This window comes from Gracilibacillus sp. JCM 18966 (genome assembly GCF_055392695.1).
Genome location: NZ_AP043883.1, coordinates 3400586 through 3423887, shown reverse-complemented (window position 1 = coordinate 3423887; position 23302 = coordinate 3400586). Strand labels below are relative to the sequence as shown.

The following is a 23302-nucleotide window of genomic DNA, read 5'->3' as shown; positions in this document are numbered from 1 at the left end:
TGTGAATATTGATGAAAATTAGAATAATTACAGCAATAGTTGCTATACTTATCTTTTTTCCCTTAGTGTTTATGAATGGCTTACCATTTCAGATTGCAATGTATATCATTGCGACTATAGGGTTATTAGAATTATTACATATGCGAAAAACTACCTCATATCCAATTCCAACTATTTTAACAGTTATATTATTATGGGGATTACTTTTTCAAGGTGAATTTATCTTTTTCTCTACTAGAACCGAACTGTTAATGTTTTTTGTACTGTTATTGCTCGCTTATACTGTTTTAGTGAAGAATAAATTCACGTTTGAGGATGCGGGTTTTTTAATATTATCAACCATTTATGTCGGACTTGGCTTTTATTATTTTATCCAAACGAGAGATGTTGACAATGATGGACTTGTCTATATCTTTTATGCTATTCTAGTTATACTTTCAACGGACACGGGAGCGTATTTTTTTGGAAGGGCATTTGGAAGGAGAAAGCTATGGCCAAAAATCAGTCCTAATAAAACAATCGAGGGTGCCATTGGTGGGATATTGATAGCCTGTGTTGTTGCTGTCATTTTTCATACCTTTTTCCCCGTGCATGATTCTTTAATCATCGTTATATTAGTTACGATTTTAGCATCGATTGGTGGACAAGTTGGTGACTTGGTAGAATCGGCTATTAAACGATATTACAATGTGAAAGACTCAGGAAAATTATTGCCTGGTCATGGTGGAATACTTGACCGATTTGATAGTTGGTTATTTGTCTTTCCATTACTTCATTTTATTAATTTTATACAATAAACTATACTGGGGCGTTATTCAGATATGAAAAATATTACACTACTTGGAGCTACGGGTTCCATTGGTATGCAAACTCTGGATGTTATCGCTGAGCATCCTGAAGATTTCCGACTATTTGCTATCTCATTTGGAGAAAATATAGAAAAGGCAAAAATTATTTTGGAAAGATTTCAGCCAGAAAAAATTGTCGTAAAAAATGAAAAAGTAAAAAAGGAATTATTTTCACCTTCTAATAATACATCTATAGAAATATTAGTTGGTGAAGAAGCACTAGTAGAAATTAGTTGTCATCCCAAGACAGATGTGTTAGTTAATGCGGTAATGGGAAGTGTTGGACTTGCCGCAACACTAGCCGCTATTGACGAAAAGAAACAAATAGCTATCGCAAATAAAGAAACTCTCGTCACTGCAGGACATCTCGTTATGAGAAAAGCAAAAGAAAATGGTGTAGACTTACTACCAATTGACAGTGAACACTCTGCAATATTTCAAGCATTAAATGGAGAAGCTTCTAGCCAAGTAAGCAGAATTATTTTGACTGCATCAGGAGGAAGCTTTCGTGACAAATCAAGAGCCGACCTTGAAGAAGTAACCATAGCCGATGCATTGAATCATCCAAACTGGAGCATGGGGGCAAAAATCACGATTGATTCTGCCACTATGATGAATAAAGGATTAGAGGTTATGGAAGCACACTGGCTATTTGGTTTACCCTATGAAAAAATTGACGTTATTCAACATAAAGAAAGCATCATCCATTCTATGGTTGAATTTGTTGATAAGAGTGTCATCGCACAGCTTGGTACGCCTGATATGAGGGTCCCAATTCAATATGCACTAACCTATCCAGATAGATTACCATTCTCTCAAACAGAAAGCTTAGATTTGCTTGAAGTAGGCAAGCTCCATTTCGAAAAAATGGATTTGCAACGTTTTCCCTGCTTACAATATGCCTATGATGCAGGGAAAAAAGGCGGAACGATGCCCACTGTGTTAAATGCAGCAAATGAAATAGCTGTTGATTTATTTTTAAAAGGAAACATTAGTTTTCTAGAAATTGAATCAGTTATTGAAAAAGCAATCAGCGACCATCAATCAATTGAAGATCCAGATTTAGTTACAATCCAAGAAGTTGATCAAAGCACTAGAATGAGGATTTTATCGCAGTATAAGTAAGAATTTTCAAATTATCTATCCCCCGTAAAGAAATGGAAGGAGTGTATGTTGATTGAATACGATCATAGCGTTTATTCTAATGTTCGGACTCTTAGTATTTGTTCATGAATTTGGTCATTTTATTTTCGCAAAGCGTGCAGGTATGCTAGTAAGAGAGTTCGCCATTGGATTTGGGCCTAAAATTTTTTCTACAACGAAAAATGAAACCCTGTATACCATTCGTTTGTTGCCTATGGGTGGCTATGTGCGAGTTGCTGGTGATGATCCGGAAATTGTTGATATAAAACCAGGTCAGCATATTGGTGTTACTTTTAATGAGGCAGGAAAAGTCAATCAAATTATTGTCAATAACAAAGATAAGCACCCAGATGCGCTAGTGATAGAAGTAGAAAATATTGATCTAGACCACCGATTGAAAATGGAAGGCTATGAAGTAGGAGATGAACAACATTTCTCCTTCCAAGTAGACGAAAAGGCTCATTTTATTATGGATGAAAAACCAACCCAAATTGCTCCATACGATCGGCAATTTGCATCCAAAACAGTTGGGCAGCGAGCAATGCAATTATTCGCTGGTCCTATGATGAACTTTCTATTATCTATCGTAATTTTTGCTGGGTTAGCAATGATTCAAGGTGTACCTGTGAAAGATATTGAAATTGGTTCTGTTGTGGAGAACAGCCCAGCAGAAGAAGCTGGCTTCCAGGCAGGAGATAAGGTTGTTGAAATAAACGGTGAATCTGTTGGAAAATGGTCCGAATTTGAAGAAATTGTACAAGCAAGTCCAGAAGAATCAGTAGATATGGTTGTAATAAGAAATGGGGAAAAGATTCCTTTAGAGGTTACTCCAGCTTTGGTTGAACTAGAACAGGAGTCATTTGGGCAAGTAGGTGTTGTTCAAGCTTCTGAAAAATCATTTATTCGGTCTATTCCATATAGTTTTCAGCAAACCTATGAATGGTCTACATTGATATTAACAAATCTAGGAAAATTAGTTACTGGTCAGTTCTCGATTGATATGTTATCAGGACCAGTTGGTATATATGATGCGACAGATCAAGTCGTTCAGACAGGATTTATGAATTTTATGATGTGGACTGCTATATTAAGTGTTAACTTAGGGATCGTTAATTTAGTGCCATTACCTGCATTAGATGGCGGACGTTTATTATTTGTTGGATTAGAAGCAGTAAGAGGAAAGCCAATCGATCCTCAGAAAGAAGGTGTCGTTCATTTCATAGGTTTTGCATTATTAATGCTACTAATGATTGTCGTAACATGGAATGATATCCAACGACTCTTTCTTTAGGTGAAGATTGCTTTACCCATCATTAAAGATTATTTTCATGATGACGATTATGATATGGTGAACAGAGAAATAATTCTTTTTGTAAATTTTATTTTTAAGCTTGAGGTGAATTTTCGAGATGAAACATAGTCAAACACTCATTCCAACATTAAAAGAAGTTCCAGCAGATGCCGAAATTAAAAGCCATCAGCTATTAGTTCGAGCAGGTTTTATACGTCAAACAGCATCTGGTGTATACAGCTTCCTTCCATTAGGAAATAAAGTATTAAAAAAGGTAGAAAATATTGTTAGAGAAGAAATGGAGAAGGCAGGAGCGGCAGAAATGCTCATGCCAGCATTACAGCCTGCGGATCTGTGGAAAAAAACAGGTAGATGGTATACGTTTGGTCCAGAATTAATGCGAATTAATGATCGTCATGATCGAGAGTTCGCACTAGGGGCAACTCATGAAGAAGTAATTACTAACTTAATAAGCGATGAAGTAAAAAGCTATAAAAAGCTCCCAATTACTTTATTTCAAATCCAATCAAAATACCGTGACGAAAAAAGACCGCGTTTTGGTTTGTTGCGTGGTCGGGAATTTGTTATGAAGGATGCTTATTCCTTTCATGATTCCTTTGAAAGCCTTGATGAAGCTTATGACAAGATGGTGACAGCCTATTCTACTATTTTTGAGCGTTGTGGACTAGATTTTCGCGCAGTGATTGCTGATTCTGGTGCAATGGGTGGCAAAGATACACATGAGTTTATGGTTCTGTCCGAAATTGGAGAAGATACAATCGCCTATTCTGATAGCTCTGATTTTGCAGCCAATATTGAAATGGCACCAGTTCTTGTTGATTATCGAAAAGAAAACGAAGAGTTAATGTCACTTGACAAGGTGGAAACACCTGGCTATAAAACGATGCAAGAGGTTTCGCAATATCTAAACAAACCGTTAGATAAAGGCATTAAATCCATCCTCTTTAAAGTAGATGAACGATTTGTCCTTGTTCTTTCACGCGGTGATCATGAAATCAATGATATAAAGTTGAAAAACTTGTATCAAACAACAGATATTGAATTAGCATCAGAGCAAGAGGCTCTTCAAGTATTAGGTGCAAAGGTAGGTTCATTAGGCCCGATCAATGTAAGTAATGTAGAAGTGATTGCCGACAATGCTGTGGAATTTATCGTCAATGGTTATTGTGGGGCAAATGAAGACGATAAACACTTTATCAATGTCAATCCATCTCGTGATTTTCAAGTCAAAAGCTATGAAGATTTACGCTTTATTCAGGAAGGAGATCCATCTCCGGACGGTAAAGGTACGATTAGATTTGCTAAGGGGATTGAAGTGGGACACGTTTTCAAATTAGGACAGCTGTATGCAGATAAGTTAGGTGCGACCTATTTGAATGAACAAGGTAAACAAGAGACTATGATGATGGGGTGTTATGGAATCGGTGTTTCTCGAACACTCGCTGCTATCGTAGAACAATATCATGATGAGAAAGGCATCACATGGCCAAAAGAAATCAGTCCATATGATATACATCTAATTGTAGTGAATCCTAAAAACGAAGAACAAAGCAGGCTTTCAGATAAGCTATATAATCAATTAATGGACCAGCGCGTATCTGTTTTATATGATGATCGTAAAGAACGACCGGGAGTAAAGTTTGCAGATAGTGATCTCATTGGTTTACCGATTCGTATTACAGTTGGTAAAAAGGCAAATGAAGGGATTGTTGAATGCAAGCTACGTACGACTGGGGAGCAATTTGATCTTCATGAATCAGAAATTATGTCGAAAATTCAATCACTCCTAGCTTAAAATATATTCCCTTGTCCTTTATAATAAGACAAGGGAATTATCATTTAGGACACAAATATTCAATGTTTAGAAGGCGAGGGGGCGAGAACATGAATACAACGAATAAAGAACGATTTGAATTATTAATGAAGCAAATCGGTATACCTGATGATATGAAAAATAAATATTTCCAAAATGGATCAATAGAAAAATTAGAGGTTTATCGCCAATCAAAAATCTGGCAGTTTCATTTACTTATCGAAAATGTATTACCAGCGGAAGCTTATCAACTGTTTGCACTGAAGCTAACCGAAGCATTTTCGACAATCGCTAAAGTATCTTGGGTATTTAAAACCCAAAACTCTATCTTATCCAATGAGGAATGGGGAAATTATTGGAGTGTTTTCTATTCAGAATTAATCCACCATTCACCTAAGTATCGAGCATTAGAGAATAAAAGGCCGTTAGTTAACGATAATAACATTATGTTAACTGTAAGCAATGAAATTGAACTACATTCATTAAAGCAAGAGCTACAAACAAAATTGGATGAATTTTGTGTAAAAATTGGCACAGAACGAAAAATGGTCGAAATGGAAGTAGTAGATCAGCAGGCAGAGTTGGAAAAATTTCAACAAGAAAAAGCCTTAGAGGATAGAAAACGTGTGGAGGAAGCTTTTAAACAACAAGAACAAAAAGTGAAAGAAAATAAAGAAGAACAGGACACTGGCCCTATACTAATTGGTTATCCGATTAAGGATGAACCAGTACAAATGAAAGACATCATAGAAGAAGAGAAAAATGTCGTTTTTCAAGGATACTTATTTGATGTGGAAATCAGGGAATTACGGTCTGGACGTCACTTATTGATGTTAAAATTAACGGACTATAGCGATTCTTTTCAAATTAAAATGTTCTCTAAAGGTGATCAAGATGTTGAAAAGTATAAGCAATTGAAAGCTGGTATGTGGTTGAAAGCTAAAGGTATGATACAAACCGATACCTTTTCCAACGAATTAACCATGATGGCAAAGGACATTCAACAAATCCCCTCCATTACTAGAGAAGATAACGGATTAGATGGTGAGAAGCGGATTGAACTGCATACACATACATTAATGAGTCAAATGGATGCTGTCGTATCTGCGTCTAAATTAATCGAACAAGCAGGTAAGTGGGGACACAAAGCGATTGCCATAACCGATCATGCTGTTGCACAAGCCTATCCAGAGGCTTATGCAGCTGGGAAAAAACACGGAGTTAAAATTATTTATGGGGTGGAAGCAAATATTGTCGATGATGGTGTTCCTATTGCCTATAATGCTGCAAATCGAGAGCTCTTAGATGATACGTATGTCGTGTTTGATGTCGAAACAACCGGCTTATCAGCTGTGTATGACACAATAATTGAGCTTGCAGCCGTAAAGGTGAAAAATGGCGAAATCATTGATCGATTTGAATCCTTTGCCAATCCACATCATCCATTATCGGAAACAACAATTAATTTAACGGGAATTACTGATGAAATGGTGAAGGATGCGCCGGAAATAGAGGATGTCTTAAAGGATTTTCATGAATGGATGGAGAATGATATTCTGGTAGCACATAATGCAGATTTTGATATGGGCTTCATCAATACAGGCTTCAAGAAAATTGGACTAGAGGAAGCCACAAATCCTGTCATAGACACATTGGAATTAGCTCGATTTCTATTTCCAGAACTGAAGAATCATCGTTTAAATACCTTATGTAAAAAGCTAGACATCGAGTTAACCCAACATCACCGTGCTATCTATGATGCTGAGGCTACTGGCTATTTATTATGGAAATTTATTAAACTATCTCACGAAAATGGCATTACAAATCATAATCAATTCAATAAACATATGGGGGAAGGTAATGCCTATCAACGTTTAAGACCATTTCATGCTACATTACTTGCAGTGAATGAAGTAGGACTTAAAAATATTTTTAAACTAATTTCTCTTGCTCATATTCATTACTTCTACCGAGTACCTCGTATTCCGAGGTCCAAACTCCAAGAGCATCGTGAGGGTGTACTAATTGGTACTGCGTGTGACCAAGGAGAAGTCTTTGAAACAATGATGCAAAAATCAAAGGAGCAAGCAGAAAAAGTAGCTAAATTTTATGATTATATCGAAGTACAACCCCCGGCAAATTACGTACATTTATTGGACAAAGAGCTGGTGCAAAATGAAGCACAGCTTTATGATATTATAAGAAAGCTTGTCGAAATGGCTGATAGTCTTGGAAAACCTTGTGTGGCAACAGGTAATGTACATCATCTAGAAGAAAATGACCGACTTTATCGAAAAATATTAATTGCCTCTCAAAGTGGAAATCCATTAAATCGACAAACATTGCCAAATACTTATTTCAGAACAACGAATGAAATGGTAGAGGCATTTCACTTTTTAGGAGAAGAAAAGGCCAAGGAAATTGTCATTACTAATCCTCATCAACTTGTCGAGCAAATTGAAGATGTAAAGCCTGTTAAAGATGATTTATACACCCCAAATATTGATGGTGCAGAAGAAGAAATAAGGGAGCTAAGCTACTCTTTTGCAAAATCAATTTATGGTGACCCATTACCTGAAATTGTTGAACAAAGAATCGAAAAAGAATTAAAAAGTATTATTGGACATGGATTTGCAGTCATCTACTTAATTTCACATAAACTGGTAAAAAAATCTTTAGATGATGGTTATCTTGTTGGATCCAGAGGATCGGTTGGTTCCTCATTAATTGCGACATTTACGGAGATTACAGAAGTAAATCCATTACCACCACACTATGTCTGTCCTAACTGTAAACAAAGTGAATTTTTTAATGATGGTTCTGTAGGTAGTGGATTTGATTTGCCAGATAAAGATTGTCCTACATGTGAGGTTCCTCTTAAGAAAGATGGACAAGATATACCGTTTGAGACCTTCCTTGGATTTAAAGGAGATAAGGTTCCCGATATTGACTTGAACTTTTCTGGTGAATATCAACCAAGAGCCCATAATTATACGAAAGTATTGTTCGGAGAGGATAATGTCTATCGTGCAGGAACGATAGGTACAGTTGCTGAAAAAACAGCATATGGCTATGTGAAAGGTTATGCAGGCGATCATAATATGGTAATTAAAAATGCTGAAGTAGATCGTTTAGTTAAAGGCTGTACTGGTGCTAAAAGGACTACAGGCCAGCACCCAGGTGGTATAATTGTTGTTCCTGACGACATGGAAATCTATGACTTTACACCGATACAGTTTCCTGCGGATGATCGAAATTCAGAATGGCGTACGACACATTTTGACTTCCACTCTATTCACGATAATTTGTTGAAACTCGATATACTAGGACACGATGATCCAACTGTGATTCGGATGCTACAAGACTTAAGTGGTATAGATCCTAGAACGATTCCAACGGATGATGCGGAAGTGATGAAAATATTTTCTGGTCCAGAGGTGTTAGGAGTTACAGCAGAACAAATTATGTGTAAGACTGGTACACTAGGTGTCCCTGAATTTGGTACACGATTTGTTAGACAGATGTTAGAAGATACAAAACCGAAAACTTTTGCAGAACTTGTGATCATCTCTGGGTTAAGTCATGGTACAGATGTATGGCTCGGAAATGCCCAAGAGCTTATCGATAAAGGAATTTGTGAATTGCCTGATGTAATTGGGTGTCGTGATGATATTATGGTTTATTTAATGCACAAAGGTCTAGATGCTTCGCTAGCTTTTAAAATCATGGAATTTGTTCGTAAAGGTAAAGGTCTACAAGATGAATGGATTATTGAGATGAAAAAACATGATGTACCAGATTGGTATATTGAATCATGTAAAAAAATTAAATACATGTTTCCGAAAGCACATGCTGCTGCCTATGTTTTAATGGCCGTACGTATCGCTTATTTCAAGGTACATCATCCGATCTTATTCTATGCAGCATACTTCACTGTCCGAGCAGATGACTTTGAGCTTGATACGATGGTAAAAGGCTCTGAAGCGATTAAGAATCGAATAAAAGAAATTAATGCAAAGGGTAACGATGCCTCCCCTAAAGAAAAAAGTTTACTAACCGTTTTAGAAATTTCTCTCGAAATGAATGAGCGAGGCTTTCATTTTCAAAAGGTTGATCTATATAAATCCTCAGCAACTGAGTTTTTAGTAGATGGTAATTCCTTAATCCCACCATTCAATGCAGTAGATGGTTTAGGAACCAATGCAGCGATCAACATTGAAAAAGCAAGAGAGGATGGCGAGTTCCTATCTAAGGAAGACCTTAGAGAGCGTAGTAGGATCTCTAAAACGGTCTTAGAATATTTAGATCAACATGGTTGTTTGGAAGGAATGGAAGAAAAGAACCAATTATCCTTGTTTTAATCCATCTAGGTAATGGCTTGCATCTTTTCTCCATTCATGTTATATTTTATAAAGAATTCATTTGAGACGAACGGAGAAAGAGTGGGACACCCCACTCTTTCTTCATAGTTATCAAACCAGCGGATCAAATAGGGCATCTATTAAATCCCTTGCCAAGCACTGGCAAGGGATTTATCACGTTAACATTCCCAAGAAGTGGTGCTAATGACTGCTTACGATTCTATTTGTGTAAGCTCGATTAAATTGGGGAATTATAGTAATGTGACGAGAGATGCATAAAGCACAATTAAAGGAGGTCAGCGAATGGCACAAAATGTAACCAAACAAACCGAAACCTTAGTGAAACCGATATTAGATGAACTGCAATTAGAGCTTGTCGATGTGGTGTTTGAAAAGGAAGGACAAAATTGGTTTCTAAGAGTTTATATCGATAAAGAAAATGGAGTAGATATTGAAGAATGTGGGCAGGTTTCTGAGAAGCTAAGTGAGAAATTAGATGAAACAGATCCAATTGAACAGGCGTACTTCCTAGAAGTCTCCTCACCAGGTGTAGAGAGACCCTTGAAAAAAGAAGAGGATTTTCAGAAATATACTGGTGAAAATGTATATGTGAAGGTATACGAACCAATAGATGGTGAAAAAGAATTTACTGGTGAGTTAGTGGAGTTTATGGATGGAACAGCGAAAATAGCCTACAAAGTAAAAACAAAAACAAAAGAAGTAGAAATTCCATTTAACAAAATTGCTAAGGCCCATTTAGCTGTAACTTTCTAAATCAAAGGGGGAGAAGAGTTGTGAACAAAGAATTGTTCGAGGCAATAAATTTTTTGGAAAAAGAAAAAGGTATTAATAAAAGTATACTTATTGAAGCATTAGAGGCAGCGCTAATATCAGCATATAAGAAAAATTTTAAGTCCGCTACGAATGTGCGAGTAGATCTAAACGAGGAATACGGTAAGATGAGTGTATATGCACAAAAAGAAATTGTGGAACAAGTCGACGATCCTCAACAACAAATTTCGATTGAAGAGGCATCACAGATCAACCCTTCCTATGAAGTGGGAGATGTGGTGGAGATTGAAGTGACACCAAGAGACTTTGGTCGCATAGCAGCGCAAGCAGCTAAGCAAGTAGTCACCCAACGGGTTCGCGAGGCAGAACGTGGTATTATATTTAATGAATATATTGACCGCGAAGATGATATTATGAACGGTACTGTTCAACGCATGGATGGACGATTCATCTATGTGAATTTAGGAAAAGTAGAAGCAAAACTGCCAGAATCGGAATGTATGCCAACTGAGACCTATCAGGTTCATGACCGTATCAAAGTATATGTGACAAAGGTGGAAAATACGAGTAAAGGGCCTAATATTTTCGTTTCACGTACACATCCAGGACTTTTAAAGAGATTATTTGAAATGGAAGTACCCGAAATATATGATGGTACAGTTGAAGTCAAATCGGTTGCAAGAGAAGCAGGGGATCGATCAAAAATTTCGGTCTATGCTCGCGATGAAGAGGTTGATGCAGTTGGGTCTTGTGTTGGTCAAAAGGGACAACGTGTACAAACCATTGTCGATGAATTAAAAGGAGAAAAGATTGATATCGTGGAATGGTCAGAGGATCCTATTGTCTATGTATCGAATGCACTTAGCCCTTCTAAAGTAGTACGGGTAATTGTGGATGAAGAAAATAAAGCGACAACGGTTGTTGTTCCAGACTATCAATTATCCCTAGCCATCGGAAAAAGAGGTCAAAATGCTAGATTAGCAGCTAAATTAACAGGCTGGAAAATCGATATAAAGAGTGAAACAGAAGCGAGAGATGAAGGATTAATAGTAGCAGGAGATGTTGATAAAAGTAAAGAAAGCATTCATTATGATGACACATCGGAATATGATGAATCCTTGGAAGATTTGGATGAAGATTTGTTTAAATAAGGAGGATTTCATATGCCAAAAAAACGGAAAATACCTTTGCGAAAATGTGTAGTAACACAAGAAATGGTAGCAAAGCAGTCGCTGCTTCGTATTGTGAAAACAAAAGAAGGGGAAGTTTTTGTTGACCCAACTGGCAAGAAAAACGGACGCGGAGCTTATATATCTAAACAATTAGATGTTGTCGATAAAGCAAGACAGACGAAGGTACTTGAAAAGCATCTTGAAATTCCAATTCCAGATGAAATTTATGATGAATTAAAGAAAGTAATAGAAGGAGCATAAAGTGGCTGATCCAAAAGCTTATTTAAATATATTAGGTATTGCAAATAGAGCCGGAAAATGCACATTTGGAGAAGAATTAATTGTGAAGGAAATTCAATCCAAAAAATCAAAAATTGTTTTACTAGCAAATGACATAGGCGACCAAACGAAGAAAAAGCTTACAGATAAGTGTCAATACTATCAAATACCATATTTTTTTATTGATGATCGTAAGACATTATCACATGCAGTAGGTAAGACCGGTCGAGTAGCAGTATCGATCCATGAACAAGGTTTCGCAAAAAAGCTAAAAACGCTACTTGACAACAATAATCGGGGGTGAACGTATGACGAAAATACGAGTATATGAATATGCAAAGGAAATAAATAAAACAAGTAAGGAAGTCATCACAAAATTAAAAGAGCTTAATTTACCAGTTAGTAACCATATGTCAACAATTACAGACGAAATGAAGGAAAAATTAGAGCAAAGCTTTAAGCCTAAGGTAGAAGAAAAAGCTACGAAACAAGAAAAATCAGAAAAATCGAACCATAACCCACAGCAACAATCAAAACAGAACAAACCAAACAAACCTAATGACAATAAGAAAAAACAAAGCAAAAACCATAACAAACACCAGAACAAACATCATAATAAGCCTAATCAACCGAAAAAAGAACAGGCTAAAGTGAAGGAAGAAAAACAGGAACCAAATAAAATTACCTATTCTGGTTCGATTACTGTGGCAGAATTAGCTGAAAAGCTAAGCAAACCAACAAATGAAATAATCAAGAAATTATTATTATTAGGTGTAATGGCAAATAAAAACCAAGACTTGGATGAAGATGCTATTGAATTGATTTGTGGTGAATATGGGGTTGAGGTTGAACAAGAAGTAGAAATAGATCAAACGGATCTCTTAACATATATTGAAGAAGACGATCCTTCGAACTTAATGGAACGTCCACCAGTTGTAACAATCATGGGTCATGTCGATCATGGTAAAACAACTTTACTTGACTCCATCCGCAACACAAAAGTAACAGAAGGGGAAGCAGGTGGAATTACTCAGCATATTGGTGCATATCAAGTGGAAGCAAATGAGAAAAAAATTACGTTCCTAGACACCCCAGGTCATGCTGCGTTTACAAGCATGCGTTCACGTGGTGCAGAAGTAACAGATATTGCCATCCTAGTTGTAGCAGCAGATGACGGGGTAATGCCACAGACCGTTGAGGCTATCAATCATGCTAAAGCAGCAGAGGTTCCAATCATTGTAGCTGTTAACAAAATCGATAAAGAAGGAGCCAACCCAGATCGTGTCATGCAAGAATTAACAGAACATGAATTAATTCCTGAAGACTGGGGTGGAGATACTATTTTTGTACAACTGTCTGCAATAAAAGGTGAAGGTATTGATGACTTGTTAGAAATGATCCTGTTAATTGCAGAAGTTGAGGAATTAAAGGCTAACCCTAATCGTTTAGCTGATGGTACGGTGATTGAAGCACAATTAGATAAAGGTCGTGGATCTGTTGCATCATTACTCGTTCAAAATGGTACACTAAAAGTAGGTGATCCAATTGTTGTTGGAACGACGTTTGGTAGAGTTCGTGCAATGGTAAATGATCTTGGTAAACGAGTAAAATCTGTCGGACCGTCCACACCAATTGAGATTACTGGTCTTAATGACGTTCCATTAGCTGGAGATCGTTTTGTTGTCTTCAAGGATGAGAAAAAAGCACGTCAAATTGGTGAATTAAGACAACAAAAACAAATTGAAGAGAAGCGTGGAGATAAAGCACGTGTAAGCTTAGACGATCTTTTTGAAAAGATTAAACAAGGTGAAATCAAAGATATTAATGTTATATTGAAAGCAGACGTACAAGGATCAGTTGAAGCTCTTGCAGCATCATTGAAAAAAATCGATGTCGAAGGAGTAAAGGTGAATATCATCCATACAGGTGTTGGTGCTATTAAGGAATCAGATATTATATTAGCATCTGCCTCTAATGCTATTGTGATCGGGTTTAATGTACGACCAGATACCAATGCTAAAAAAGCTGCAGAATCTGAAAATGTAGAAATTCGACTCCATCGTGTCATTTATAAGGCCATTGAAGAAGTGGAAGCTGCGATGAAAGGAATGCTTGACCCTGAATATGAAGAAAAGGTTATTGGTCAAGTAGAGGTTCGTGAAATCTTTAAAGTGTCACGTATTGGTACGATTGCTGGTGGATATGTAACAGATGGTAAAATAACAAGAGATTCCGGTGTGCGCTTGATTCGTGACGGAGTGGTCATCTATGAAGGAGAAATTGATACATTGAAACGTTTCAAGGATGACGTAAAGGAAGTTGCGCAGAATTATGAATGTGGGATAACGATCAAGAATTACAATGATATAAAAGAGGGCGATGTCATTGAGGCCTATGTTATGGAGGAAATTGAAGTCTAATGCTCCTTTATGCTGAGATTGAGTTTATTTTATATGATTGCCATTCACTAAAAGAAAAAAGATCTATATTATTACGATTAAAAAATCGTCTCAATAAGAACTTAAACTTAGCAATTGCAGAAATAGACCATCAAAATCAATGGCAAAGAGCAGCCTTTGCTATTGTAACGGTCTCAGATGCCAAAGTAATCAATGAAAAAGTGATCCAGCAAGCACTTGCTTTGATGGATTCCTTTCCTGAAATAGAAAGAACAACAACAGATGTAGAAGAACGATAATAATGCTCTGTCGCATATTTTATGACAGATAGTAAAGATGATGTTTCACTGTAGGAAGAGGTGACAGTCATGAATGAATTACGAGCAAATCGTGTAGCAGAACAAATGAAAAAAGAACTCGGAGATATCGTTTCACGAAAGATAAAGGATCCGCGAGTAGGATTTGTAACAATAACAGATGTGGAAGTAACAGGTGATTTGCAACAAGCTAAGGTATTTATCTCTGTATTTGGAGACGAAAAGAAACGTCAGGAAACCTTGATCGGTTTGGCAAAAGCAAAAGGCTTTATTCGCTCCGAGATAGGGCGAAGAATTCGCCTTCGCAAAACTCCTGAGTTGTCTTTTGATTTTGATGATACCATTGAACGAGGTAATCGAATTGAGGATCTATTGAGAAAAATCAATGATCCAGATGAACAATAATTATCTAAAAAATAGAGAGTGCATAGAAAACGAAACACTCCACTTTTTACTTTTTACCGTTCTTTCAATTTTAGAAAACCCTTGTCGATCAACAAGGGTTTTCTCTAATTTATAAAAGACGGAGGTGTATGAATGAACGGGATATTACCATTATGGAAACCTAAGGGAATGACTTCCCATGACTGTGTTATAAAAATTAGAAAGCTTTTTAAAACGAAAAAGGTAGGTCATACCGGGACACTAGACCCAGAGGTAGAAGGTGTTTTACCGATTTGTGTCGGAGAGGCCACGAAGATTGTTCCATTTTTAACAGATACCGTTAAAACATACATCGCAACGGCAACGATAGGAACCTCCACAACAACGGAGGACCATACGGGAGAAATAATCGAACGAAAGCCTGTTAGTAGTAAGCTTTCCTCAACGATGATAGAAGAGACACTCGACTCTTTTCAAGGGAAAATTCAGCAACAAGTACCTTATTACTCAGCTGTTAAAGTAAATGGCAAAAAACTTTATGAATATGCCAGAAACAATGAACGAGTGGAAAGGCCTATTCGTTCTGTCTGTATTGAGGATATAAGATTGATAACTACTTCCTATGATGAAAAAGGACAGTTCCAGTCGATACAATTCGAGGTTACCTGTTCAAAAGGGACCTATATCCGTACCCTTTGCCTAGATTTAGGAAAAAAACTACAATTCCCTGCACATATGTCCAACCTAATTCGATCAAGAAGCGGGCATTTTACTAGTGGAGATACATGGACTTTCGAGGAATTAGAAAATGACACGAATGAAACGGTGCTACTTCCTTTAAAACACGGGTTGGCTCATTTAGATGCTATAGAGGTTGATGAGCAGACAATGAAAAAGGTGAAAAATGGACAAAAGCTATCGTTACCATCCACTACACCAAAAACTAAGTATTTCCGGATCGAACACAAAGGGATGCTTCTTGCTATTTATCATATCCATGAGAATCAAAAAGAGATAAAACCTGCTCGAGTATTTTCGAATAAATAAATTCGGATTGTTGTTTGCAGAAAAGCTACTCTATGTACATAAAAAAGTTTTTCCAAGTTCATATGGTTTTTCAATCTCCTAAACCTGTAATATAATGGTCGAGTGAAATAAAATTAGAAAGCAGGTGATTGATATGGAACTCATATCTTTAACCTATCCACATAAGTTAAAAAAAGAATCGATTCCGAATACCGTTGCTGCGATTGGTTTTTTTGATGGGATTCATATTGGCCATCAAAAGGTAATCGATCAAGCTAAATTACTAGCGAAGGAACAAGACATGAAATCGGCCGTTATTACCTTTGATCCACATCCATCTGTTGTCTTAAAAAAAGAAAAGACAGATGTACAATATTTGACACCATTAACGGTAAAAAAGAGCTTGATGGAACAACTAGATGTTGATTATCTTTATATTATTAGGTTTGATAAAACCTTATCTCAACTATCACCAAAGGAATTTTTAGAGCATTTTATAGTGGGGCTAAATATTGATCATCTTGTTGCTGGATACGACTTCTCTTTTGGTTTTAAAGGGGCAGGGAACATGTCTAATATTCAAACTTTTATAGACAAGCCTCTAGCAATTACAAAGGTGGAGAAAATAAGCTATCATGATCAAAAGGTAAGCTCGACAAGAATTCGTTCCCTTCTAAAAGAAGGAAATCTTGAATTAACAGAAAAATTACTTGGAAGACCATACTCTGTAGTGGGTGAAGTAGTAAGGGGAGAACAAAGAGGGCGAACGATTGGTTTTCCAACTGCTAATTTCAAAATCACTGAACCCTACTTTTTACCCCGCGTTGGTGTGTATGCAGTAGAAGTGATAATGGAGAACAACGTTTTTTACGGTATGGCAAATTTAGGTTACAATCCTACCTTTACGGATCAGATCGTTGATCCAAAACTAGAAGTTAATATATTTGATCTAAATCAGAATTTGTATGGTGAAATTTTGCAGGTGAATTGGAAAAGCTATATTCGTGATGAGGTTAAGTTCTCATCTATAGAAGAGCTTGTCGAACAAATACGTCAAGATGAAAAAAACGTTCGTCATTTTTTTTCATTAAATGACTGAAAATACTTGCATTTGAGCTTAAAAAGTTGTACTCTTAATTACGGAACCATCCACTTGGCAACTCGAATTCTCCGACGATTGCTAGGGGATTGGGGTTTCATTACATTATAGGAGGTGAATAGGATGGCTATCACTCAAGAACGTAAAAATGAACTAATTAATGAATTTAAAACACATGAGAGCGACACAGGTTCTCCAGAAGTTCAAATTGCTGTCCTTACAGAGGAAATTAATAATTTGAATAATCATTTACGAATTCATAAGAAAGATCACCACTCTCGTCGTGGTCTATTGAAAATGGTAGGGAAACGCCGTAATTTATTAAACTACTTACGTAACAAAGATGTTTCTCGTTACCGTGATTTAATTCAAAAGTTAGGCTTACGTCGATAAGCCGGTTAAGAAGCGGGATTTATCCCGCTTTTTCTGTATGTAAAAATAGAATTGATTAGAGATGCTAATAGAACATCCAAAGCGCCTTTATGGTTTTAGTTATCTATTTTAGGCTACATGCACTGCATTCATTGAGTATATTTGGACGACTTACTAATAAAAAAACGATTTTTGGTCGATTATATTAATAGCACACCTTATCGTCTAAAATATTACTGGATTCGTAGATCAAACTACACGGATGGTGGACGAAGTGTTAAAATGGATATTGATTATAGTTCTTATCTAATTTTGATAGTCTGAAAAAGCTTCATGCTTTTTTGAGAGGAGTACGATACATAATGGTAGATGAAAAAAGAGTATTTACTACAGAGATTGCTGGTCAAAGCTTTCGAGTAGAAATTGGTGAACTCGCTAAACAAGCTAATGGTGCTTGTATGGTTCACTATGGTGATACAGCTGTATTAGCTACAGCTACCGCTTCGAAGGAACCGAAGGATTTACCTTTCTTTCCTTTAACCGTTAATTATGAAGAACGATTATATGCTGTTGGAAAGATTCCTGGTGGATTTATTAAAAGAGAAGGTAGACCTAGTGAAAAAGCTATTTTAGCTTCAAGGCTAATTGACCGTCCCATTCGACCACTTTTTCCTGATGGTTTTCGAAATGAAGTACAAGTAATTAGTACAGTAATGAGTGTGGATCAAAACTTACCATCTGAGATGGCTGCAATGATTGGTTCATCCTTAGCACTTGGAATTTCTGATATTCCATTCGGAGGCCCAATTGCAGGAGTAGTAATTGGTCGAGTCGATGGTGAATTCGTCATCAATCCAACATTAGAAGAAAGAGAAAAAAGTGATATTGATTTAACCGTAGCTGGGACAAAAGATGCGATTAACATGGTAGAAGCTGGTGCTGATGAAGTACCAGAAGAAATTATGTTAGAAGCAATTATGTTTGGGCATGAAGAAATTAAACGACTAGTAGCTTTTCAAGAAGAAATTATTCAAGCAATGGCTGTAGAAAAAATGGAAGTTACTTTATTTGAGCTAGACCAAGCGGTGGTGTCTGAAGTAGAAGAGAAAGCCAAAAAACCTCTACTTGAAGCTATTCAAGTGCAGGAGAAACATGCGCGTGAAGAGGCCATTAATCAAGTGAAGGGAAAAATCACTGCTTCCTATCAAGAAGAAGAGGCAGATGATGAAAAATTAAAGCAAGTATCCAATGTTTTAGATAAAATTGTAAAAGAAGAAGTACGTCGTCTTATTACAAAAGAAAAAGTGAGACCAGATGGTCGTAAGATTGACGAAATTCGTCCATTATCCTCCCGCATTGGTGTATTACCAAGGACGCATGGTTCTGGATTATTTACAAGAGGACAAACACAAGCTCTCAGCATTTGTACACTAGGGGCACTTGGAGATGTTCAAATCTTAGATGGACTGGATGCAGAAGAGTCCAAGCGGTTTATGCATCATTATAATTTCCCTTCATTTAGTGTCGGTGAAACAGGACCGATTCGTGGACCAGGGCGTCGTGAAATCGGACATGGTGCATTAGGAGAAAGGGCACTGGAAGTCGTTGTACCAGATGAAAAAGATTTCCCATATACGATTCGTCTCGTATCTGAGGTCTTAGAATCTAATGGCTCCACTTCTCAGGCAAGTATTTGTGCTAGTACACTAGCCATGATGGATGCAGGAGTACCGATCAAAGCCCCTGTTGCTGGTATTGCAATGGGACTTGTAAAGTCGGGAGATGATTATACGATCTTAACAGATATTCAAGGGATGGAAGACTTTTTGGGCGATATGGACTTTAAAGTAGCTGGTACGGAAAAAGGTGTTACAGCCTTACAAATGGATATCAAAATTGAAGGGTTATCAAAAGAAATTCTAGAGGAAGCCCTAACTCAAGCGAAAAAAGGACGCATGCATATTTTATCCCATATGCTAGAAACAATCAGTGAACCGAAGAATGAGCTATCTAACTATGCTCCAAAGATCCTAACGATGGATATTAATCCAGACAAGATTCGAGATGTCATAGGGCCAAGTGGAAAACAAATTAATCAAATCATTGAAGAAACAGGCGTTAAAATCGATATTGAGCAGGATGGTCACATTTTCATTTCTTCTGCTGACACGGAAATGAATAAAAAAGCACAGAAAATTATCGAAGATATTGTGAGAGAAGTAGAAGTTGGCCAAATGTACTTAGGAACAGTCAAACGTATTGAAAAGTTCGGAGCATTTGTTGAGCTATTTAAAGGCAAAGAAGGACTTGTTCACATTTCAGAGCTTGCTGAGGAGAGAATTGGAAAAGTGGAAGATGTTGTCGCTATTGGTGATCAGATTATGGTAAAAGTGAAAGAAATTGATCGTCAGGGAAGAATTAATTTATCTCGCAAAGCCGTGTTAATGGAACAAAAAGAAAAGAATCAATAGGAAAGAAGAAGCTGGCAAACCAGTTTCTTTTTTCATTATGAAGGATATATTTTAGCAAATGAGATATCGATGAGAAAAACTACTATGGCTTTAAATATGTCCGAGCAGTTGCCAACCAAGAGGTGAAGTAGTCAGGGGGATTAGGGATTGTTATATCGACATACATGTAATAATGGCTTAAGAATTGTATTAGAGCCAATGAATACAGTAAGGTCCATCACGATTGGAATATGGATTAAAACGGGATCAAGAAATGAAAGTAAACAAATGAATGGTATATCACACTTTATTGAGCATATGTTATTTAAAGGTACAAAAAAATATCATGCAAAATATATTGCAGAAGCCTTTGATGCAATTGGAGGCGAAATTAATGCATTTACCTCCAAAGAATATACCTGTCTATATGCAAAAGTTCTCGATGAGCATATCGATGTTGCTATGGATATTTTAGCTGATATGGTGATGCATTCCGTGTTTGATGAAAACGAAATTATGCGCGAAAAGAAAGTGATTTTAGAAGAAATCAGTATGACAGAAGACACTCCGGACGATATTATACATGATTACTTAGCGACATCCACTTATCAGCACCATCCATTATCCTATCCAATTCTAGGAACAAAGGACACGATCACACATTTTTCTCAAAATGATTTATTTGCGTTCTACAAGCAGCATTATCAACCAGAGAATATGGTTATTTCCATTGTTGGCAATATAGAGGCATCCTTCATTTACGAAATCGAGAAATTATTCACTTTTAACGAAGTAGAGTCAACTAGCCAGAATGTTACAAAGCCAATCTTTTTTCCAGAAACGGTTTCTAAAAGAAAAGACACGGAGCAGAGCCATTTATGTTTAGGCTTTGAAGGAGTTAATGCCAAAAGTGACCAGATTTATCCTCTGTTAATCTTTAATAATATTTTGGGTGGGAGTATGAGTTCACGGCTTTTTCAGGAAATTAGGGAAGAGCATGGCATGGCCTATACTATCTATTCCTTTCATAGCGCATTTATTGATTCAGGTCTTCTAACAATATATGCAGGGACTTCCCCTAATCAATTAGAAATGGTTCGTGAAATGATCAATAGAATATTAGAAGATATTATGGCAAATGGTATAACGAATAAAGAATTCACCAATAGTAAGCAGCAATTAAAAGGTATGTATTTGATGAGCTTGGAGAGCACCAATAGTAAGATGAGTCGAAATGCAAGAAATGAACTTCTGTTAAAAAATCACGATACGATGGAGGATGTTATACAAGACATCGATCAAGTCGAGATTACGGAAATAGTTGACTTAATTGATCGTCTATCATTATCAAGGCCGAGCAGTGCTGTTATAATACCGAAATAAATAAAATCAACAATATGAGGTGAGTTGATGCGATTTCATGATTTGAGTAATAAGGAATTGATCGATCTGTCAACAGGAACTAGATTGGGAGTGCTAGGTCAAACAGATCTTGAAATTGATGAGAAAACCGGTCAAATATTAAGCTTCACTGTTCCTCAATACCGCATGTTTGGTTTCAAGAAATCAGAAGTGTACTCAAGAATTAATTGGAAACAAATAAAGAAAATCGGAGATGACATGATTATTGTAGAAACAGATTAAGTCAATCCTTGGGAGATAACGATCTTTATAGGAAGATAGCACGCCCAATAAAGTCATTCACTCAATAAGTGAATCTTATTGGGCTTTTGCTTATTCTTAAGGGAACAGGCCTAATAGGCTAGGTGAGAAGCACTTCTAAAAATCAAAATCATAAAATAAGTTAGATGGACGAATTTTGACTGGTGAGGTGAAAGAATGCAAAAGAAAAAGAAAATGGCCATTATTGGTGGTGATGCGAGATACTTACCATTGATACATGCTCTCCATAAATGGGAATGGTTAGATATAGAGATCGTAGGTTTTGAAAAAGTGGAACAAAGTTATACAGGGGTACGCCAAGCTTTGATCGACGAGCTGAACCCTTCTATATATGATGCGATTGTTTTACCAATAACCGGGATTGATGATAAAGGCTTTGTGGAAGCTGTATTTTCTAATCGCAAAATACAATTATCTAAGGAATGGTTTCAGAAATTACCGAAGCATTGTATCGTCTTTACAGGAATTTCAAACCAAACATTAGATTCATGGTGTGAAAATCTTTATTTAACTAAATTGATGGAACGCGATGATATTGCGATTTATAATTCCATACCAACAGCTGAAGGAGCAATTATGCTAGCTATAAAACATACCGATATAACCATACATCATGCAAATGTCTTTGTTTATGGTTTTGGTAGAGTAGGAAAAACGACAGCCAAAACATTTTCAGGCCTTGGAGCTAACGTTACCGTTGTTTCAAGAAGCGAAACAGAACTTTCTCGAGCATATGAACAGGGATATGAAACCTGCTCCATAAAAGACAGTGCAAAAGCAATTGCTTCATGTGAAATATTAATCAATACAATTCCAGCATTAGTAGTTGATGAAGCGATACTAGAAAGAATGTCCAGTAATGCTTTAATTATTGACCTTGCATCGAAGCCGGGTGGAATTGATTTCAATTTCGCCAAAAAAAGAGGCATGCAAGCTATTCACGCACTCGGCCTGCCGGGATTAGTGGCACCTAAAACTGCTGGTGAAATATTAGCCAATACGATTGAAAAACTGTTAGAAGAAACAAGTTGAAACATATCTTTTAAACACAACCAGTGCCTACCTTTAAGTCACCGATGGAACACAAGGAACATATAATGGGCATTAGCACTAATAAAATCGTGAGCAAGCACTTTTTGTAGCTTCGTCACCATGTAACATTGACTTATAGGAGGTAATCATAATGGTGGATTTGAAAGGTAAAAAAATTGGGTTTGGCTTAACTGGGTCTCATTGTACCTATGCCGCAGTCTTTCCTGAAATCGAAAAATTAATAGCATTAGGTGCCGAGATTGTACCAGTTGTTTCCAATACGTTTAAAGAGACAGATACGAAATTTGGGAAAGCTGATGATCATATGAATAAACTAAGGGAAATAACAGGACGTGAGCCGGTTGCAAGTATAGTAGACGCAGAACCATTAGGGCCAAAAGAGCCGTTAGATTGCATGGTTCTAGCTCCATTAACAGGAAACTCGATGAGTCGTCTTGCCAATGCGATTACGGATTCAGCCGTGTTGATGGCAACGAAAGCAACTATTAGAAATGGAAAACCTGTCGTTTTAGCAGTGTCTACAAATGATGCATTAGGATTAAATGGCGTTAATCTCATGCGATTAATGGCAACAAAACTTATTTATTTTGTACCCTTTGGTCAGGATGATCCTATCAAAAAACCAAACTCCTTAGTTGCAGATATGACTCAAATAGCTGAAACGATTGAAACTGCTTTAGAATTTAAACAAATACAACCAGTTATTATTGCAAGAAATGAATAAATATGATGAAATAATTAAAGTATGCCGCTGATTATGTTAAAATAGGGAAGAATATCAAAAAACATGCACATATAG

Annotated in this window: 20 protein-coding genes; all 20 read left to right on the top strand. The window is 36.7% G+C overall.

The features are described 5' to 3' along the window. Window positions 1–11: 11 nt before the first annotated feature. The 20 genes from ACZ5N5_RS16610 (at window position 12) to ACZ5N5_RS16515 (ending at window position 23227) form a co-directional block, all read left to right on the top strand. Window positions 12–797, top strand: a complete 786-nt coding sequence (locus tag ACZ5N5_RS16610; protein ID WP_109984416.1) for a phosphatidate cytidylyltransferase — start codon at window positions 12–14, stop codon at window positions 795–797. A gap of 24 nt (window positions 798–821) precedes the next feature. Then, window positions 822–1973 (top strand): 1-deoxy-D-xylulose-5-phosphate reductoisomerase, encoded by a 1152-nt coding sequence (locus tag ACZ5N5_RS16605; RefSeq protein WP_277677857.1) that lies wholly within the window; start codon window positions 822–824, stop codon window positions 1971–1973. 52 nt (window positions 1974–2025) lie between these two features. After that, window positions 2026–3282 (top strand): RIP metalloprotease RseP, encoded by a 1257-nt coding sequence (rseP, locus tag ACZ5N5_RS16600; protein WP_109984415.1) that lies wholly within the window; start codon window positions 2026–2028, stop codon window positions 3280–3282. 118 nt (window positions 3283–3400) lie between these two features. Continuing rightward, window positions 3401–5098, top strand: coding sequence for a proline--tRNA ligase (locus ACZ5N5_RS16595; RefSeq protein ID WP_464372795.1), 1698 nt, complete (start codon window positions 3401–3403; stop codon window positions 5096–5098). 89 nt (window positions 5099–5187) lie between these two features. Next, window positions 5188–9477, top strand: coding sequence for a PolC-type DNA polymerase III (locus ACZ5N5_RS16590; protein ID WP_464372794.1), 4290 nt, complete (start codon window positions 5188–5190; stop codon window positions 9475–9477). 303 nt (window positions 9478–9780) lie between these two features. Continuing rightward, a complete protein-coding gene (rimP, locus tag ACZ5N5_RS16585; protein WP_054859473.1) occupies window positions 9781–10251 on the top strand; it encodes a ribosome maturation factor RimP in 471 nt (156 codons plus the stop codon). A gap of 20 nt (window positions 10252–10271) precedes the next feature. Next, entirely contained in the window at window positions 10272–11420 is a 1149-nt protein-coding gene (nusA, locus tag ACZ5N5_RS16580; RefSeq protein ID WP_109984412.1) for a transcription termination factor NusA, read from the top strand. Window positions 11421–11432: 12 nt separating this feature from the next. Next, entirely contained in the window at window positions 11433–11702 is a 270-nt protein-coding gene (gene rnpM, locus ACZ5N5_RS16575) for an RNase P modulator RnpM (RefSeq protein WP_464367994.1), read from the top strand. Window position 11703: 1 nt separating this feature from the next. Next, the gene (locus ACZ5N5_RS16570; RefSeq protein WP_464367995.1) at window positions 11704–12024 is read left to right on the top strand and encodes a YlxQ family RNA-binding protein; all 321 of its coding nucleotides are present in this window, start codon (window positions 11704–11706) and stop codon (window positions 12022–12024) included. A gap of 4 nt (window positions 12025–12028) precedes the next feature. Then, the gene (gene infB / locus ACZ5N5_RS16565) at window positions 12029–14140 is read left to right on the top strand and encodes a translation initiation factor IF-2 (protein ID WP_109984409.1); all 2112 of its coding nucleotides are present in this window, start codon (window positions 12029–12031) and stop codon (window positions 14138–14140) included. Next, complete coding sequence (locus ACZ5N5_RS16560; RefSeq protein WP_054859471.1) at window positions 14140–14418, top strand: DUF503 domain-containing protein; 279 nt, start codon at window positions 14140–14142, stop codon at window positions 14416–14418. The genes infB and ACZ5N5_RS16560 overlap by 1 nt, the downstream gene beginning before the upstream one ends. A gap of 69 nt (window positions 14419–14487) precedes the next feature. Then, window positions 14488–14841, top strand: a complete 354-nt coding sequence (rbfA, locus tag ACZ5N5_RS16555; RefSeq protein WP_054788996.1) for a 30S ribosome-binding factor RbfA — start codon at window positions 14488–14490, stop codon at window positions 14839–14841. Between the two features lie 132 nt (window positions 14842–14973). After that, on the top strand, window positions 14974–15867 hold the full coding sequence (gene truB, locus ACZ5N5_RS16550) for a tRNA pseudouridine(55) synthase TruB (RefSeq protein WP_277677862.1): 894 nt from the start codon (window positions 14974–14976) through the stop codon (window positions 15865–15867). Between the two features lie 133 nt (window positions 15868–16000). Beyond that, window positions 16001–16945 carry a riboflavin biosynthesis protein RibF gene (gene ribF / locus ACZ5N5_RS16545; protein ID WP_464372793.1) on the top strand — a complete coding sequence of 315 codons (945 nt, stop codon included), beginning with the start codon at window positions 16001–16003 and terminating at the stop codon, window positions 16943–16945. Between the two features lie 123 nt (window positions 16946–17068). After that, complete coding sequence (gene rpsO, locus ACZ5N5_RS16540) at window positions 17069–17338, top strand: 30S ribosomal protein S15 (protein WP_054788862.1); 270 nt, start codon at window positions 17069–17071, stop codon at window positions 17336–17338. 341 nt (window positions 17339–17679) lie between these two features. After that, the gene (pnp, locus tag ACZ5N5_RS16535; protein ID WP_277677864.1) at window positions 17680–19788 is read left to right on the top strand and encodes a polyribonucleotide nucleotidyltransferase; all 2109 of its coding nucleotides are present in this window, start codon (window positions 17680–17682) and stop codon (window positions 19786–19788) included. Between the two features lie 147 nt (window positions 19789–19935). Continuing rightward, a complete protein-coding gene (locus ACZ5N5_RS16530) occupies window positions 19936–21150 on the top strand; it encodes a M16 family metallopeptidase (protein ID WP_464367997.1) in 1215 nt (404 codons plus the stop codon). A gap of 27 nt (window positions 21151–21177) precedes the next feature. Next, window positions 21178–21411 (top strand): YlmC/YmxH family sporulation protein, encoded by a 234-nt coding sequence (locus ACZ5N5_RS16525; RefSeq protein WP_109984404.1) that lies wholly within the window; start codon window positions 21178–21180, stop codon window positions 21409–21411. 195 nt (window positions 21412–21606) lie between these two features. After that, a complete protein-coding gene (gene dpaA, locus ACZ5N5_RS16520) occupies window positions 21607–22482 on the top strand; it encodes a dipicolinic acid synthetase subunit A (protein ID WP_109984403.1) in 876 nt (291 codons plus the stop codon). 154 nt (window positions 22483–22636) lie between these two features. Further along, a complete protein-coding gene (locus tag ACZ5N5_RS16515; RefSeq protein ID WP_054859694.1) occupies window positions 22637–23227 on the top strand; it encodes a dipicolinate synthase subunit B in 591 nt (196 codons plus the stop codon). The last annotated feature ends 75 nt before the right edge of the window (window positions 23228–23302 follow it).

Coding starts and splice junctions, on each gene's coding strand:
- ACZ5N5_RS16610 (WP_109984416.1), top strand. CDS start 12: ATGAAAATTAGAATAATTACAGCAATAGTTGCTATACTTATCTTTTTT.
- ACZ5N5_RS16605 (WP_277677857.1), top strand. CDS start 822: ATGAAAAATATTACACTACTTGGAGCTACGGGTTCCATTGGTATGCAA.
- ACZ5N5_RS16595 (WP_464372795.1), top strand. CDS start 3,401: ATGAAACATAGTCAAACACTCATTCCAACATTAAAAGAAGTTCCAGCA.
- ACZ5N5_RS16590 (WP_464372794.1), top strand. CDS start 5,188: ATGAATACAACGAATAAAGAACGATTTGAATTATTAATGAAGCAAATC.
- rimP (WP_054859473.1), top strand. CDS start 9,781: ATGGCACAAAATGTAACCAAACAAACCGAAACCTTAGTGAAACCGATA.
- rnpM (WP_464367994.1), top strand. CDS start 11,433: ATGCCAAAAAAACGGAAAATACCTTTGCGAAAATGTGTAGTAACACAA.
- infB (WP_109984409.1), top strand. CDS start 12,029: ATGACGAAAATACGAGTATATGAATATGCAAAGGAAATAAATAAAACA.
- ACZ5N5_RS16560 (WP_054859471.1), top strand. CDS start 14,140: ATGCTCCTTTATGCTGAGATTGAGTTTATTTTATATGATTGCCATTCA.
- rbfA (WP_054788996.1), top strand. CDS start 14,488: ATGAATGAATTACGAGCAAATCGTGTAGCAGAACAAATGAAAAAAGAA.
- truB (WP_277677862.1), top strand. CDS start 14,974: ATGAACGGGATATTACCATTATGGAAACCTAAGGGAATGACTTCCCAT.
- ribF (WP_464372793.1), top strand. CDS start 16,001: ATGGAACTCATATCTTTAACCTATCCACATAAGTTAAAAAAAGAATCG.
- rpsO (WP_054788862.1), top strand. CDS start 17,069: ATGGCTATCACTCAAGAACGTAAAAATGAACTAATTAATGAATTTAAA.
- pnp (WP_277677864.1), top strand. CDS start 17,680: ATGGTAGATGAAAAAAGAGTATTTACTACAGAGATTGCTGGTCAAAGC.
- ACZ5N5_RS16525 (WP_109984404.1), top strand. CDS start 21,178: ATGCGATTTCATGATTTGAGTAATAAGGAATTGATCGATCTGTCAACA.
- dpaA (WP_109984403.1), top strand. CDS start 21,607: ATGCAAAAGAAAAAGAAAATGGCCATTATTGGTGGTGATGCGAGATAC.